The organism is Pseudomonas sp. MF08817 (assembly GCF_059862705.1).
Genome location: NZ_JCBCUY010000025.1, coordinates 1 through 15,173, shown reverse-complemented (window position 1 = coordinate 15,173; position 15,173 = coordinate 1). Strand labels below are relative to the sequence as shown.

The window sequence follows — 15,173 nt, the reverse complement described above, 5'->3', positions numbered from 1 at the left end:
TCCGACGAACGGAGTTGCCAGGGCCCGGCCTTATTTATCGCAGAACTCAGTTACCGCTAGAGTTCAGCGCTTCGGTCAGTGCAGCTTCCACTTCACTGGCGCTCACGCGCAGCGGCTTGTCAGCATCACGGCGGCGCTTGCGCTCGCTGTGATAGGCCAGGCCGGTACCGGCCGGGATCAAACGACCCACAACCACGTTTTCTTTCAGGCCGCGCAGGTAGTCACGCTTGCCAGTTACCGCCGCTTCGGTCAGTACGCGAGTGGTTTCCTGGAAGGAAGCCGCCGAGATGAACGATTCGGTGGACAACGACGCCTTGGTGATACCCAGCAGTACGCGAGTGAACTTGGAGACAAATTTGTCTTCTGCGCTCAAACGCTCGTTCTCTACCAGTACATGAGTCAGTTCCATCTGGTCGCCCTTGATGAAACTGGAATCGCCGGATTCAGCGATCTCAACTTTACGCAGCATCTGACGCAGGATGGTCTCGATGTGCTTGTCGTTGATCTTCACGCCTTGCAGGCGATAAACGTCCTGGATCTCGTTGACGATGTACTTGGCCAATGCACTCACACCCAGCAGACGCAGGATGTCGTGCGGGTCGCTCGGACCGTCGGAGATAACTTCGCCGCGGTTCACTTGTTCGCCTTCGAAGACGTTCAGGTGACGCCACTTCGGAATCAGCTCCTCGTACGGGTCGGTACCATCGTTCGGGGTAATGACCAGACGGCGCTTGCCCTTAGTCTCTTTACCGAACGCGATGGTGCCGCTGACTTCAGCCAGAATCGAGGCTTCTTTCGGACGACGAGCTTCAAACAGGTCGGCAACACGCGGCAGACCACCGGTGATGTCACGGGTCTTCGAGGTCTCTTGCGGGATACGAGCGATTACATCACCGATCGCGATCCGCGCACCGTCCGCCACACCGACGAGGGCGTTGGCTGGCAGGAAGTACTGAGCGATTACGTCAGTGCCTGGCAGCAACAGATCCTTGCCGTTGTCGTCGACCATCTTCACGGCTGGACGGATGTCCTTGCCAGCAGCTGGACGATCTTTCGCGTCAAGTACTTCAATGTTGGTCATACCGGTCAATTCGTCAGTCTGACGCTTGATCGTGATGCCTTCTTCCATGCCCACGTAGGTCACGGTACCTTTCATTTCGGTAACGATTGGGTGAGTGTGCGGATCCCACTTGGCCACGATTGCGCCAGCGTCGACCTTGTCACCTTCTTTAACCGAAATCACGGCGCCGTATGGCAGCTTGTAGCGCTCACGCTCACGACCGAAGTCATCAGCGATGGCCAGCTCACCGGAACGGGATACAGCCACCAGGTGACCATCCACTCGCTCAACGTGCTTGAGGTTATGCAGACGGACGGTACCGCCATTCTTCACCTGAACGCTGTCGGCTGCGGAGGTCCGGCTTGCCGCACCACCGATGTGGAACGTACGCATGGTCAGCTGGGTACCCGGCTCACCGATGGACTGGGCAGCGATTACGCCGACCGCTTCACCGATGTTCACCTGGTGACCACGGGCCAGATCACGGCCGTAGCACTTGGCGCAAATGCCGTAGCGGGTTTCGCAGCTGATCGGCGAGCGAACGATCACTTCATCGATGCTGTTGAGTTCGATGAACTCGACCCACTTCTCGTCCACCAGGGTGCCGGCAGGAACGATAACGTCCTCGGTACCTGGCTTGAATACGTCGCGGGCGATGACTCGACCCAGTACGCGCTCACCCAAAGGCTCAACTACATCACCGCCTTCAATGTGCGGAGTCATCAGCAGGCCGTGCTCGGTGCCGCAGTCGATCTCGGTCACGACCAAGTCTTGTGCAACGTCTACCAGACGACGAGTCAGGTAACCGGAGTTAGCGGTTTTCAACGCGGTATCCGCCAGACCTTTACGAGCACCGTGAGTGGAGATGAAGTACTGGAGTACGCTCAAACCTTCACGGAAGTTCGCGGTAATCGGCGTTTCGATGATGGAGCCGTCCGGCTTGGCCATCAGGCCACGCATACCGGCGAGCTGACGGATCTGCGCAGCAGAACCCCGCGCACCCGAGTCGGCCATCATGTACATCGAGTTGAACGATTCTTGATCGACTTCAACGCCATGGCGGTCGATGACTTTCTCTTTCGAGAGGTTGGCCATCATTGCCTTGGAGACTTCGTCGTTGGCCTTGGACCAAAGGTCGATCACCTTGTTGTACTTCTCGCCCTGGGTTACCAGGCCAGAGGCATACTGGCTCTCGATCTCTTTCACTTCATCAGTGGCAGCACTGATGATGCGGGCTTTTTCATCCGGGATAACGAAGTCGTTAACACCGATGGAAACGCCGGAAATGGTCGAATAAGCAAAACCGGTGTACATCAACTGGTCAGCGAAGATCACGGTCTCTTTCAAACCAACCACGCGGTAGCACTGGTTAATCAGCTTGGAGATCGCCTTTTTCTTCATCGGCAGGTTGACGACGTCGTACGACAGACCTTTTGGCACAACTTGATACAACAGTGCACGGCCGACAGTCGTGTCGACAATACGAACGTTGCTCACGCTGCCGCCATCACGGTCGTTGACGGTTTCGTGGATCCGCACTTTGACCTTGGCATGCAGTGCGGCTTCGCCGGCACGGAATACACGGTCAACTTCTTGCAGGTCAGCGAACACACGACCTTCGCCCTTGGCGTTGATCGCTTCACGGGTCATGTAGTACAGACCCAATACAACGTCCTGCGACGGAACGATGATTGGCTCACCGTTGGCTGGCGACAGAATGTTGTTGGTCGACATCATCAACGCACGCGCTTCCAACTGGGCTTCCAGTGTCAGCGGTACGTGCACGGCCATTTGGTCGCCGTCGAAGTCGGCGTTGTACGCAGCACAGACCAGAGGGTGCAGCTGGATAGCCTTACCTTCGATCAGTACCGGTTCAAACGCCTGGATACCCAGACGGTGAAGGGTCGGTGCACGGTTGAGGAGAACCGGGTGTTCGCGGATCACTTCAGCGAGAACGTCCCAAACCTCTGGCAGCTCGCGCTCGACCATTTTCTTGGCCGCTTTGATGGTGGTCGCGAGGCCACGCATTTCAAGCTTGCCGAAAATGAACGGCTTGAACAGTTCCAGAGCCATCTTCTTCGGCAGACCGCACTGGTGCAGACGCAAGGTCGGGCCCACGGTAATTACCGAACGACCGGAGTAGTCAACACGCTTACCGAGCAAGTTCTGACGGAAACGACCCTGCTTACCCTTAATCATGTCAGCCAGGGATTTCAGAGGACGCTTGTTCGAACCGGTGATCGCACGGCCACGACGGCCGTTGTCGAGCAAGGCGTCAACCGCTTCCTGCAACATACGCTTTTCGTTGCGCACGATGATGTCCGGAGCGGACAGGTCGAGCAGACGCTTCAAGCGGTTGTTACGGTTGATAACGCGGCGGTACAGGTCGTTGAGGTCGGAAGTCGCGAAGCGGCCGCCATCCAACGGTACCAGCGGACGCAGGTCTGGCGGCAGAACCGGCAGAACGGTCAGCACCATCCACTCTGGCAGGTTGCCGGAACCCTGAAAGGCTTCCATCAACTTCAGACGCTTGGACAGTTTCTTGATTTTGGTTTCGGAGTTGGTTTGCGGAATTTCTTCACGCAGACGACCAATCTCGTGTTCCAGGTCGATAGCGTGCAGCAGTTCGCGCACAGCCTCGGCACCCATGCGGGCATCGAAATCGTCGCCAAACTCTTCCAGCGCTTCGAAGTACTGCTCATCGTTGAGCAGCTGACCTTTTTCAAGGGTGGTCATGCCTGGATCGATAACGACGTAGCTCTCGAAGTAGAGAACGCGTTCGATATCACGCAGGGTCATGTCCATCAGCAAGCCGATACGCGACGGCAGTGACTTCAGGAACCAGATGTGGGCAACCGGCGAAGCCAGTTCGATGTGCGCCATGCGCTCACGGCGAACTTTTGCCAGCGCAACTTCAACGCCGCACTTCTCGCAGATCACACCACGGTGCTTCAAGCGCTTGTACTTACCGCACAGGCACTCGTAATCCTTTACCGGGCCAAAGATCTTGGCGCAGAACAGGCCGTCACGCTCAGGTTTGAACGTACGGTAGTTGATGGTTTCCGGCTTTTTAACTTCACCGAACGACCACGAACGGATCATCTCAGGCGATGCCAACCCAATACGGATGGCGTCGAACTCTTCGACTTGACCCTGGTTTTTCAGCAAATTCAGTAGGTCTTTCAAGGCCTTTCCTCCTGGCGGAGCAGAGAGCGGGCATCACTGCCACGCTCTCGATTCGCGTCACGTGTTATTCGGTTTCCAGATCGATATCGATGCCGAGGGAACGAATTTCTTTGATCAACACGTTGAAGGACTCGGGCATGCCCGGCTCCATACGGTGATCGCCGTCCACGATGTTTTTGTACATCTTGGTCCGGCCGTTCACATCGTCCGACTTCACTGTGAGCATTTCTTGCAGAGTGTATGCAGCACCGTATGCTTCCAGTGCCCAGACCTCCATCTCCCCGAAACGCTGACCACCGAACTGCGCCTTACCACCCAGCGGCTGCTGGGTAACCAGGCTGTACGAACCGGTAGAACGAGCGTGCATCTTGTCGTCTACCAAGTGGTTCAGCTTCAGCATGTACATGTAGCCAACGGTAACCGGGCGCTCGAACTTGTTGCCGGTACGGCCATCAGTCAGCTGCATCTGGCCGCTTTCCGGCAGGTCAGCCAGTTTCAGCATGGCCTTGATTTCGCTTTCCTTGGCACCGTCGAACACCGGAGTGGCCATCGGTACACCGCCGCGCAGGTTCTTCGCCAGGTCCAGGATTTCCTGGTCGGAGAAGGTGTCCAGCTCTTCGTTGCGGCCGCCGATCTCGTTGTAGATCTCGTGCAGGAACTTGCGCAGGTCAGCGACTTTGCGCTGCTCTTCGATCATGCGGTTGATCTTCTCGCCCAGACCTTTGGCCGCGAGGCCCAGGTGGGTTTCAAGGATCTGACCGACGTTCATACGCGAAGGTACGCCCAACGGGTTGAGAACGACGTCTACCGGCGTGCCATTGGCATCGTGCGGCATGTCTTCAACCGGCATGATGACGGACACCACACCTTTGTTACCGTGACGACCGGCCATCTTGTCGCCCGGCTGGATGCGGCGGCGGATTGCCAGGTAGACCTTGACGATTTTCAGCACGCCTGGAGCCAGGTCATCGCCCTGCTGCAGTTTGCGCTTCTTGTCTTCGAACTTGTCGTCCAGCAGACGGCGGCGATCAACGATATAGGCCTGAGCCTTCTCGAGCTGCTCGTTCAGAGCATCCTCAGCCATGCGCAGTTTGAACCACTGGCCATGCTCAAGACCGTCGAGCACTTCGTCGGTGATCTCCTGACCTTTCTTCAGGCCCGCGCCGCCTTCGGCTTTGTGGCCGACCAGAGCGGAGCGCAGACGCTCGAAGGTCGCACCTTCAACGATACGGAACTCTTCGTTGAGGTCCTTGCGGATCTCGTCGAGCTGAGTCTTCTCGATGGACAGGGCACGAGCATCACGCTCAACGCCGTCACGGGTGAAGACCTGCACGTCGATGACAGTACCTTTGGTGCCGGTTGGCACACGCAGGGAAGTGTCTTTAACGTCGCTAGCTTTCTCACCGAAGATGGCACGCAGCAGTTTTTCTTCTGGAGTCAGTTGGGTCTCGCCTTTCGGAGTGACCTTACCGACCAGAATGTCGCCTGCGCCGACTTCAGCACCTACATAAACGATACCGGCTTCGTCCAGCTTGTTCAGTGCGGCTTCACCCACGTTCGGGATGTCCGCAGTGATTTCCTCAGGCCCAAGCTTGGTGTCACGTGCCACACAGGTCAGTTCCTGGATGTGGATCGTGGTGAAGCGATCTTCTTGAACCACACGCTCGGACAAGCAGATGGAGTCTTCGAAGTTGAAGCCGTTCCATGCCATGAACGCGATGCGCATGTTCTGGCCAAGCGCCAGTTCACCCATGTCGGTGGACGGGCCGTCGGCCATGATGTCGCTACGCTGAACGCGATCACCCTTGCTCACCAGCGGACGCTGGTTGATGCAGGTGTTCTGGTTCGAGCGGGTGTACTTGGTCAGGTTGTAGATGTCGACACCAGCTTCGCCAGTTTCAACTTCGTCATCGGCAACACGAACCACGATACGGCTGGCATCAACAGAGTCGATCACGCCACCACGACGAGCCACGACGCAAACGCCGGAGTCACGGGCTACGTTACGCTCCATGCCGGTACCTACCAGCGGCTTGTCAGCGCGCAGGGTCGGTACAGCTTGACGCTGCATGTTGGAACCCATCAACGCACGGTTGGCGTCATCGTGTTCCAGGAACGGGATCAGCGACGCAGCAACCGAAACTACCTGCTTGGGCGATACGTCCATCAGGGTGACGTCTTCCGGCGCCTTGACGGTGAACTCGTTCAAGTGACGAACAGCCACCAGCTCATCGATCAGGACTTTCTTGTCGTTCATCGTGGCCGAGGCCTGAGCGATCACGTGATCGGCTTCTTCGATGGCGGACAGGAACACGATCTCGTCGGTTACCAGAGCGTCTTTCACCACACGGTACGGGCTCTCGAGGAAGCCGTACTGGTTGGTGCGCGCGTAGGCGGCCAGGGAGTTAATCAGACCGATGTTCGGACCTTCAGGCGTTTCGATCGGGCAAACTCGACCGTAGTGCGTCGGGTGTACGTCACGCACTTCAAAGCCAGCACGCTCACGGGTCAGACCGCCCGGGCCCAGTGCGGAGACACGGCGCTTGTGGGTAATCTCGGAGAGCGGGTTGTTCTGGTCCATGAACTGCGAAAGCTGGCTGGAGCCGAAGAACTCTTTCACTGCCGCAGCCACAGGCTTGGCATTGATAAGGTCCTGAGGCATCAGGCCTTCGCTTTCCGCCATCGACAGACGCTCTTTGACCGCACGCTCTACGCGCACCAGGCCAACACGGAACTGGTTCTCAGCCATTTCGCCTACGCAGCGAACACGGCGGTTACCCAGGTGGTCGATGTCGTCGACGATGCCTTTACCGTTGCGGATGTCGACCAGGGTCTTCAGCACAGCAACGATGTCTTCCTTGCACAACACGCCCGAACCTTCGATCTCGGTACGACCGATACGACGGTTGAACTTCATCCGGCCGACCGCAGACAGGTCATAACGCTCAGGGCTGAAGAACAGGTTGTTGAACAGAGTTTCGGCAGCGTCTTTGGTTGGCGGCTCGCCTGGACGCATCATGCGATAGATCTCGACCAGCGCTTCCAATTGGTTGCTGGTGGAGTCGATCTTCAGCGTGTCGGAAACGAACGGACCGCAGTCGATGTCGTTGGTGTACAGCGTCTCGATGCGGACAACCTGAGACTTGGCGATTTTGGCCAGAATCTCGGTGTTCAGCTCGGTGTTGCACTCGGCCAGGATTTCACCGGTGGCCGGATGCACGATGACCTTGGCAGTAGTGCGGCCCAGGACATAGTCCAGAGGCACTTGCAGCTCCTTGATCCCGGCTTTTTCCAGCTGGTTGATGTGGCGAGCGGTAATTCGGCGACCCTGCTCGACAATAACCTTGCCCTTGTCATCGAGAATGTCGAGGACAGCAATTTCACCACGCAGGCGCTGAGGCACCAGCTCCAGGCTGAGGTTCTCACCTTGCACATGGAATACGTTGGTGGTGTAGAACGCATCGAGCACTTGCTCGGTGGTGTAACCCAGGGCACGCAACAGTACCGACGCAGGCAGTTTGCGACGACGGTCGATACGCACAAACACGCAGTCTTTCGGGTCGAACTCGAAGTCCAACCACGAACCGCGGTAAGGGATGATGCGCGCGGAGTACAGCAGTTTACCGGAGCTGTGCGTCTTGCCACGGTCGTGGTCGAAGAACACGCCAGGGGAACGGTGCAACTGGGAAACGATTACACGTTCGGTACCGTTGATTACGAAGGTACCGTTCTCAGTCATCAGGGGGATTTCACCCATGTAGACTTCTTGCTCTTTGATGTCCTTGATCGCTTTGTTCGACGACTCTTTGTCGAAAATGATCAGGCGCACTTTTACCCGCAAAGGTACGGCGTAAGTTACACCGCGCAATACGCATTCTTTGACATCAAATGCCGGTTCGCCCAGGCGATAACCGACGTACTCCAGCGCAGCATTGCCGGAGTAGCTGATGATCGGGAAAACGGATTTGAAGGCCGCATGCAGGCCCACGTCGCGGAACTGATCTTTGGTCGCTCCCGCCTGCAAGAATTCACGATACGAATCCAGCTGGATAGCCAGAAGGTACGGGACATCCATGACGTCCGGCAACTTGCTAAAGTCCTTGCGGATACGTTTTTTCTCAGTATATGAGTAAGCCATCAGCGTTCCCCAGCTTGGTCACCTGCTTGTTTGGCCCCTCCCGACGGGAGCAGCCAGAAAATCGTGCAAACCCCATGGTCTGCGCCACCGCATCGGGTGGTTACCGCACGTTAATGGCGACGACCGAGTCGATTGCCAATAACGGAAAAAGGCCGGTGGCAAGAGCCACCAGCCATCAGCCTTTCGCTTAACGCTTGGGCTGGAGACGCAAAGTCGATGCTTACTTCAGCTCGACTTTAGCGCCTGCTTCTTCCAGAGTTGCTTTGGCTTTGTCAGCTGCGTCTTTCGATACAGCTTCCAGAACCTGGGCAGGAGCGCCGTCAACTACAGCCTTGGCTTCTTTCAGGCCCAGACCGGTCAGTTCACGTACTGCCTTAATTACGTTTACTTTCTTCTCGCCAGCTTCCAGCAGCATGACGTTGAATTCGGTTTGCTCTTCAGCAGCAACAGCAGCAACAGCTGGGCCAGCGGAAGCAGCGGCAGCGGAAACGCCGAATTTTTCTTCGAAAGCTTTGATCAGCTCAACAACCTGCAGAACCGACATTTCAGCTACGGCGTTGAGGATATCGTCTTGGGAGATAGACATTGCTGTATTTCCTGAATTGGGGGACGGCCTACGCGGCCATCGAAATAAACAAAAATACGCGAGAGAAAATGCTCAGCCTTAGGCTGCTGCAGCTTCTTTTTGTTCGCGAACTGCAGCCAGAGTACGAGCCAGCTTGCTGGTAGCGCCTTGAATCACGCTCATCAGCTGCGAAATAGCTTCGTCACGGGTCGGCAGTGTTGCCAGTACGTCGATTTGGTTAGCTGCGAGGAACTTGCCCTCGAACGCAGCTGCCTTGATCTCGAACTTATCCTGACCCTTGGCGAATTCCTTGAACAAACGGGCAGCAGCGCCTGGATGATCCTTGGAAAACGCAATCAGGGTCGGGCCGGTGAACACGTCATTGAGAACACTGTATTCAGTGTCCGCAACAGCGCGCTTGAGCAGGGTGTTACGTACAACACGTACGTAAACGCCAGCTTCACGAGCCTCTTTACGGAGTCCGGTCATAGCGCCTACTGTCACACCACGGGCATCAGCCACGACAGCGGACAGAGCAGCTTTGGCAGCCTCGTTGACTTCAGCGACGATGGCCTTCTTGTCTTCGAGATTAATTGCCACGGGTTTAACTCCTGCTTGTTACCGTTTCATCCAACCGGAGCCGGATGTCGTTTTGGTGTCTGATTCGGTAAGGAACCGGGAGCACCATCTGCGTAGGCTTGAGGTTTAAGACTTGCGTCGCCTACGGTCTTGGATAGCCCCCGCCAGGCAGGGACCCCAATCTTTCAATTGGCACGATTACTCATGCCAACCTGTGTTTTATACGTCCAGCGAGCCTTGGTCGATGACCAGACCTGGGCCCATAGTGGTGCTCAGGGTAACGCGCTTGACGTAGATGCCTTTCGAGGAAGCTGGCTTGATACGCTTCAGATCAGCGATCAGGGCTTCAACGTTTTCCTTCAGCTTGACGGCGTCGAAACCAACCTTGCCAACAGAAGTGTGAATGATGCCGTTTTTGTCGGTGCGATAACGAACCTGACCAGCCTTGGCGTTTTTAACCGCGGTAGCTACGTCTGGCGTTACGGTGCCAACTTTAGGGTTGGGCATCAGGCCGCGCGGGCCGAGGATTTGACCCAACTGACCTACAACACGCATTGCATCCGGGGAAGCAATAACGACGTCATAGTTCAGGTCGCCGCCTTTCATTTCGGCAGCCAGATCATCCATGCCAACGCGATCGGCGCCAGCGGCCAGAGCAGCTTCAGCCGCCGGGCCTTGGGTGAAGACAGCAACGCGTACAGTCTTGCCAGTACCGTGCGGCAGCACAGTTGCGCTACGAACGACCTGGTCGGATTTACGCGGGTCAACACCCAGATTTACAGCAACGTCTACGGACTCGCTGAACTTGACAGTCGACAGCTCAGTCAGCAGAGCGGCGGCGTCTACAAAGTTGTAGGCCTTGCCTGCTTCGATTTTGCCGGCGATAGCCTTTTGGCGCTTGGTCAGCTTAGCCATTACACACCCTCCACGTTAAGGCCCATGCTACGAGCAGAACCGGCGATGGTACGCACGGCTGCATCCATATCAGCTGCAGTCAGATCCGCGTTTTTGGTTTTCGCGATTTCTTCCAGCTGAGCACGGGTAACGGTGCCAACCTTAACGGTGTTAGGACGAGCGGAACCGCTAGTCAGACCAGCAGCCTTCTTCAGCAGAACCGAAGCAGGGGTCGACTTGGTTTCGAACGTGAAGCTACGGTCGCTATAGACAGTAATAATCACTGGAGTCGGCAGGCCTGGCTCAATACCCTGAGTACGGGCGTTGAAAGCTTTGCAGAACTCCATGATGTTCACACCGTGTTGACCCAGAGCTGGACCGACGGGCGGGCTTGGGTTGGCCTGAGCGGCCTTAACTTGCAGCTTGATGTAAGCGGTAATCTTCTTGGCCATGAGGCACTCCAATTACGGGTTCAAACGCCTCGAAAGGCTCCCCGGTTACTTGCGCGTTTATCCCAGTGACGACAAAACCCCACAGCCTAAGGCTGCGGGGTTGGGATGTTTGTTCTGCTAGACCTTTTCGACCTGGCTGAACTCTAGCTCTACCGGGGTAGAGCGACCGAAAATGAGCACCGCGACCTGAATCCGGCTCTTTTCGTAGTTAACTTCTTCGACTGTACCGTTGAAATCAGCGAACGGACCGTCGGTGACACGCACAACTTCACCCGGCTCGAACAGTGTTTTCGGCTTCGGCTTGTCACTACCATCGGCAACGCGACGCAGAATCGCTTCCGCTTCTTTGTCGGTAATCGGAGCCGGCTTGTCAGCCGTACCGCCGATAAAGCCCATGACGCGAGGAGTATCCTTGACCAAGTGCCAAGTACCCTCATTCATATCCATTTGAACTAGCACATAACCAGGAAAGAACTTACGCTCACTTTTGCGTTTCTGGCCATTACGCATCTCAACCACTTCTTCAGTGGGAACCAGAATTTCGCCGAAGCCATCTTCCATGCCTGCCAGCTTTACACGCTCTACCAGCGAGCGCATCACGTGCTTCTCGTAACCCGAGTAAGCATGCACAACGTACCAACGCTTAGCCACGGGACACCCTTAGCCAACAATCAAAGAAACAAGCCAGCCTAGCAGGGAATCCAAACCCCACAACAGCAACGCCATAACCAGAACAACAGCCACAACGATCAACGTGGTCTGCGTGGTTTCTTGGCGAGTTGGCCAAACGACTTTACGAATCTCGGTACGAGCTTCCTTTACCAGCACAAAGAATGACTTGCCCTTGGCAGTCTGCAGACCTACAAAGGCAGCTACAGCAGCAATAGCAAGCAAGGCGAGTACGCGGTACAGGATCGGCGAGGCGGAATAGTATTGATTACCAACAACGCCAACAACAACCAAAGCGACTACTACAAGCCACTTGAGCAGATCGAAGCGAGAGCCTTGAGCTTCAGCTTTAGGAGTCATCTATGAAGATCCTGTGAAAAGAAAGCCAGACACACCGAGTGAATCTGGCAGGTCAGGAGGGAATCGAACCCCCAACCTACGGTTTTGGAGACCGTCGCTCTGCCAATTGAGCTACTGACCTAAAACAAAATCAGGCCGACCATTATGCAGACCTGAAAAAGACATTACAACCACTTGACTGCTGAACTGCGGCCCAACATCACCTGCAAGCCGACCAATCCAACCCTTAAAACAAAGGCAGATATTTTCATATCTGCCTTGTCATATGGAGCTCTTGAGCGGATTTGAACCGCTGACCTCACCCTTACCAAGGGTGTGCTCTACCAACTGAGCTACAAGAGCAAAACACGCCGCACAACCTGCAAACTTGGAGCGGGTAGCGGGAATCGAACCCGCATCATCAGCTTGGAAGGCTGAGGTTCTACCACTAAACTATACCCGCGGAGCTTGCAGCTCACGCTAAAAATGGTGGAGGGGGAAGGATTCGAACCTTCGAAGTCGTAGACGTCAGATTTACAGTCTGATCCCTTTGGCCGCTCGGGAACCCCTCCTAAGCGAGCCGGCATTTTACATTACGCCGACCTTCTGTCAAGCATTTTCTCATTAAAAACCTGAGGTTAGCTGCGTTGACCTTCGCTCTACACTATCAACCCGCTAAGGTCATCACTGCTGAGCGGGCGCCATTCTATGCAACCTATTCCTGAGTTGCAACCCCCTCACAGGGCATTATTTTATGTTTTAACTCATTGAATTCCTTGGCAAGGTTCTGCAACAACGGATCGTCCAACAGGTTACGACTTTCAGGCTCAATACGAAGCCAAACACCCATCACGCCACCCAAACCAGCAGACTCACGTCGACTCCGAATCTGGAGTCCCGCCAGGCGCCGCTCCAAAGACTGAACCTCCTGCGAGCTGGCAAAGCCACCAACAAAGAGGCAAGTACTTTTGGCTTGCGGCGCCGCGCCACCTGCCCCCCACGACATACCCGTAATCGCCGACTCACTGACCAGCCGAATATCTTGCTGGGACCCGCGGTACAGCGTTAGCGGCATAACGTCTTTCGCCCTTAACGGCGCCTCCTGCTGATGCCAGAAGTAATAGAAGACATTGAGAACCACCAGCAACAAAAACAACCAACGCATAAACACCTCAAGACAATGGGCACGCCATCGCCAAGCCGACAAATACCAGGTCAGGGACAACCTTCGCCTTCGGCACTATGCTCGAGACCAGCGCCGCATCCCCACCTGTGAGGAATACTTCAAAATCGTCCCCCCAATAGCTGCGGGCCAACTCAAGCTGGGTCAGCACAAAACCCCGGAGCATCAATGTACATCCGCGCTCGACGGCCTCCACGGTTGAGCGACCAGGAGTAAAACTATCCAGCGCGCGCTCGGCAGCCATATCGTCATATCTTATTTTTCGTGTATGCGTTCGTAGCTGGTGACGCATCAACGGCATGCCAGGGCAGATAAACCCACCCAGGTGCTCACCATCTGCACAGATGAAATCCGCCGTGGCGGCGGTACCGAAGTCGAGCACCAAACATGCCCCTGACGCCAGACGAAACCCTCCAAGCATCGCGAGCCAGCGATCCAACCCTAAGCGTTCAAAATCCTCATAGCCATTCTTCACCCCCGACATCTCCCGAGCAGGAGCAGCACAGGCGATAGAGACACCAAAGGCGTCCACCAAGACAGCAACTAGATTAGCGGTCTCCGCCGCAGCCCTGACACTTACCAGGCGGCAATGCTCCAATGAGAGCCCCACGAGGGCATGCAACCCTACCAACAGAGCAAGATCCGAATCAACGACGCCTTCGGCAAACACTCGCACCTTGTCCGCTTCAAGGACCCGCCATTTGATGAAGCTATTTCCACAATCGAGCTCAAGTATCATCACGCAACCTCAGACTCAGCTCGCCACCGCTATATGTGTTCTCAACCCCGGCCACATCCAGGCGCAAGGCCCCCTGCCGATCAATTCCAAGTACGACGCCATCAATCTGGCTAACTCCAGCAACGAGAGAGACCGCACACCCCTGCCACAGGTGATTTTTTTCCCATTCCGCCTGAATCGCCGCAAAACCAAACTGCTGATGACGAAGCAGGTAGCTCTGGAGCACACCTCCCAAGTGAGCCACCAGCTGATTACGATCAACCAATTCACCCGTTTCGAGCCGGATTGACGTCCATTGCTGATCGACCTCCTCAGCAACCCGCATGTTCGCATTAACTCCTATACCAAGCACGACGTGGCAAACATCCGCAGGATCACCGACCAGCTCCAACAAAATCCCAGCTATTTTCCTAGGCCCGACCAACACATCATTCGGCCACTTTAAGCCCGCCTCCGATACACCGGAATCACGTAGCGCCTGGAGCACCGCCAAGCCGACAACCAAGCTAAGCCCTTCTAGTTGCCGAAGACCGCCATCGATGCGTAGAACAAGACTGTAATAAAGGTTTTGAGCAAAAGGACTCACCCATTTGCGGCCACGTCGCCCACGCCCAGCCAACTGCTGTTCTGCGAGCACGAGAAATGGCGCAACCACTCCCTCCTCAACAAGACGTAAGGCGTGGGCATTTGTGGAGTCAACAGAATCAGAAATGAACATCGGCCAGCAGGACCCATGAGCGAGACTCATTATGGCGCCAGCCTCCAACAGCTGCAGTGGCTCAGCTAAACGGTACCCACGCCCTCTCACTCTATGGATAGGCATGCCGAGTTCAGATTCAAGGCGCTGTAGTTGTTTCCATACAGCACTTCGACTGACGCCTAGGATCGCGCCCAGCGCTTCACCCGAGTGAAACCGACCATCCTTCAGGAGCTTTAACAACGTCAGCATGCAAGCCTCGCCTCACAATGAGGCACGCATAATAGCCATGCCTCAGCCTATTGCATAGAAATCACAAGAGGGGTGAAGTGGTCAGGCATCCCATCTTGCGTAGCTAAGCCGACTGCCAACGATGTGACAACAACTCCCCAATTTCACTCACCCACTACGTCAGCAGTCGTCACAGACCAACTTGCCTTCCAATCTCCCAGAAAGTTGCGCGCATACAAAAATAGAGCAGAAGCTGGCCTAAATCAAAGAGTGGTGCGGCAATCCAACAACTTAGCTTCGCCTTTGCTACTCGAACTTTTCCATCGCGCAAAACAAAACCCCATCTGCTTTCGCAAATGGGGTTTCGGAATTTAATCTTGACGATGACCTACTCTCACATGGGGAAACCCCACACTACCATCGGCGATGCATCGTTTCACT

General features: G+C 55.6%; 11 protein-coding genes and 4 tRNA genes. All 15 read right to left on the bottom strand.

All coding sequences use genetic code 11. The features are described 5' to 3' along the window. Positions 1-46: 46 nt before the first annotated feature. The 15 genes from rpoC to birA all read right to left on the bottom strand — a co-directional run bounded on the left by rpoC (position 47) and on the right by birA (position 14,753). Positions 47-4,246: a DNA-directed RNA polymerase subunit beta' gene (rpoC, locus tag AC19YR_RS16305; protein ID WP_095109690.1), complete on the bottom strand. Its 4,200-nt coding sequence runs from the start codon at positions 4,244-4,246 to the stop codon at positions 47-49. A gap of 64 nt (positions 4,247-4,310) precedes the next feature. After that, complete coding sequence (gene rpoB, locus AC19YR_RS16300) at positions 4,311-8,384, bottom strand: DNA-directed RNA polymerase subunit beta (protein ID WP_095109691.1); 4,074 nt, start codon at positions 8,382-8,384, stop codon at positions 4,311-4,313. 220 nt (positions 8,385-8,604) lie between these two features. Continuing rightward, positions 8,605-8,970, bottom strand: a complete 366-nt coding sequence (gene rplL, locus AC19YR_RS16295) for a 50S ribosomal protein L7/L12 (protein WP_003176432.1) — start codon at positions 8,968-8,970, stop codon at positions 8,605-8,607. A gap of 78 nt (positions 8,971-9,048) precedes the next feature. After that, the gene (gene rplJ / locus AC19YR_RS16290) at positions 9,049-9,549 is read right to left on the bottom strand and encodes a 50S ribosomal protein L10 (RefSeq protein WP_095109692.1); all 501 of its coding nucleotides are present in this window, start codon (positions 9,547-9,549) and stop codon (positions 9,049-9,051) included. 198 nt (positions 9,550-9,747) lie between these two features. Then, on the bottom strand, positions 9,748-10,443 hold the full coding sequence (rplA, locus tag AC19YR_RS16285; protein ID WP_003232403.1) for a 50S ribosomal protein L1: 696 nt from the start codon (positions 10,441-10,443) through the stop codon (positions 9,748-9,750). Then, positions 10,443-10,874: a 50S ribosomal protein L11 gene (gene rplK / locus AC19YR_RS16280; protein WP_003210097.1), complete on the bottom strand. Its 432-nt coding sequence runs from the start codon at positions 10,872-10,874 to the stop codon at positions 10,443-10,445. Before rplK ends, rplA begins: the two co-directional genes overlap by 1 nt. A gap of 117 nt (positions 10,875-10,991) precedes the next feature. After that, entirely contained in the window at positions 10,992-11,525 is a 534-nt protein-coding gene (gene nusG, locus AC19YR_RS16275; RefSeq protein WP_003186097.1) for a transcription termination/antitermination protein NusG, read from the bottom strand. Positions 11,526-11,534: 9 nt separating this feature from the next. Further along, positions 11,535-11,903 carry a preprotein translocase subunit SecE gene (secE, locus tag AC19YR_RS16270; RefSeq protein ID WP_009045851.1) on the bottom strand — a complete coding sequence of 123 codons (369 nt, stop codon included), beginning with the start codon at positions 11,901-11,903 and terminating at the stop codon, positions 11,535-11,537. A gap of 45 nt (positions 11,904-11,948) precedes the next feature. Next, positions 11,949-12,024 (bottom strand) — tRNA-Trp (locus AC19YR_RS16265). 145 nt (positions 12,025-12,169) lie between these two features. Then, positions 12,170-12,245 (bottom strand) — tRNA-Thr (locus AC19YR_RS16260). Positions 12,246-12,271: 26 nt separating this feature from the next. Then, positions 12,272-12,345 (bottom strand) — tRNA-Gly (locus tag AC19YR_RS16255). A gap of 24 nt (positions 12,346-12,369) precedes the next feature. Continuing rightward, a tRNA-Tyr gene (locus AC19YR_RS16250) sits at positions 12,370-12,454 on the bottom strand. Between the two features lie 143 nt (positions 12,455-12,597). Next, the gene (locus tag AC19YR_RS16245; RefSeq protein ID WP_095109693.1) at positions 12,598-13,047 is read right to left on the bottom strand and encodes a hypothetical protein; all 450 of its coding nucleotides are present in this window, start codon (positions 13,045-13,047) and stop codon (positions 12,598-12,600) included. 7 nt (positions 13,048-13,054) lie between these two features. Beyond that, positions 13,055-13,804 (bottom strand): pantothenate kinase, encoded by a 750-nt coding sequence (locus tag AC19YR_RS16240; RefSeq protein ID WP_500599242.1) that lies wholly within the window; start codon positions 13,802-13,804, stop codon positions 13,055-13,057. Next, positions 13,794-14,753: a bifunctional biotin--[acetyl-CoA-carboxylase] ligase/biotin operon repressor BirA gene (gene birA / locus AC19YR_RS16235; RefSeq protein WP_095109695.1), complete on the bottom strand. Its 960-nt coding sequence runs from the start codon at positions 14,751-14,753 to the stop codon at positions 13,794-13,796. The genes AC19YR_RS16240 and birA overlap by 11 nt, the downstream gene beginning before the upstream one ends. Between the last annotated feature and the right edge of the window lie 420 nt (positions 14,754-15,173).

Excerpts from the sequence above, each read along its gene's own strand:
- secE (WP_009045851.1), bottom strand. The coding sequence starts at position 11,903 with ATGACTCCTAAAGCTGAAGCTCAAGGCTCTCGCTTCGATCTGCTCAAG.
- rplL (WP_003176432.1), bottom strand. The coding sequence starts at position 8,970 with ATGTCTATCTCCCAAGACGATATCCTCAACGCCGTAGCTGAAATGTCG.
- AC19YR_RS16245 (WP_095109693.1), bottom strand. The coding sequence starts at position 13,047 with ATGCGTTGGTTGTTTTTGTTGCTGGTGGTTCTCAATGTCTTCTATTAC.
- rplK (WP_003210097.1), bottom strand. The coding sequence starts at position 10,874 with ATGGCCAAGAAGATTACCGCTTACATCAAGCTGCAAGTTAAGGCCGCT.
- AC19YR_RS16240 (WP_500599242.1), bottom strand. The coding sequence starts at position 13,804 with ATGATACTTGAGCTCGATTGTGGAAATAGCTTCATCAAATGGCGGGTC.
- rpoB (WP_095109691.1), bottom strand. The coding sequence starts at position 8,384 with ATGGCTTACTCATATACTGAGAAAAAACGTATCCGCAAGGACTTTAGC.
- rplA (WP_003232403.1), bottom strand. The coding sequence starts at position 10,443 with ATGGCTAAGCTGACCAAGCGCCAAAAGGCTATCGCCGGCAAAATCGAA.
- birA (WP_095109695.1), bottom strand. The coding sequence starts at position 14,753 with ATGCTGACGTTGTTAAAGCTCCTGAAGGATGGTCGGTTTCACTCGGGT.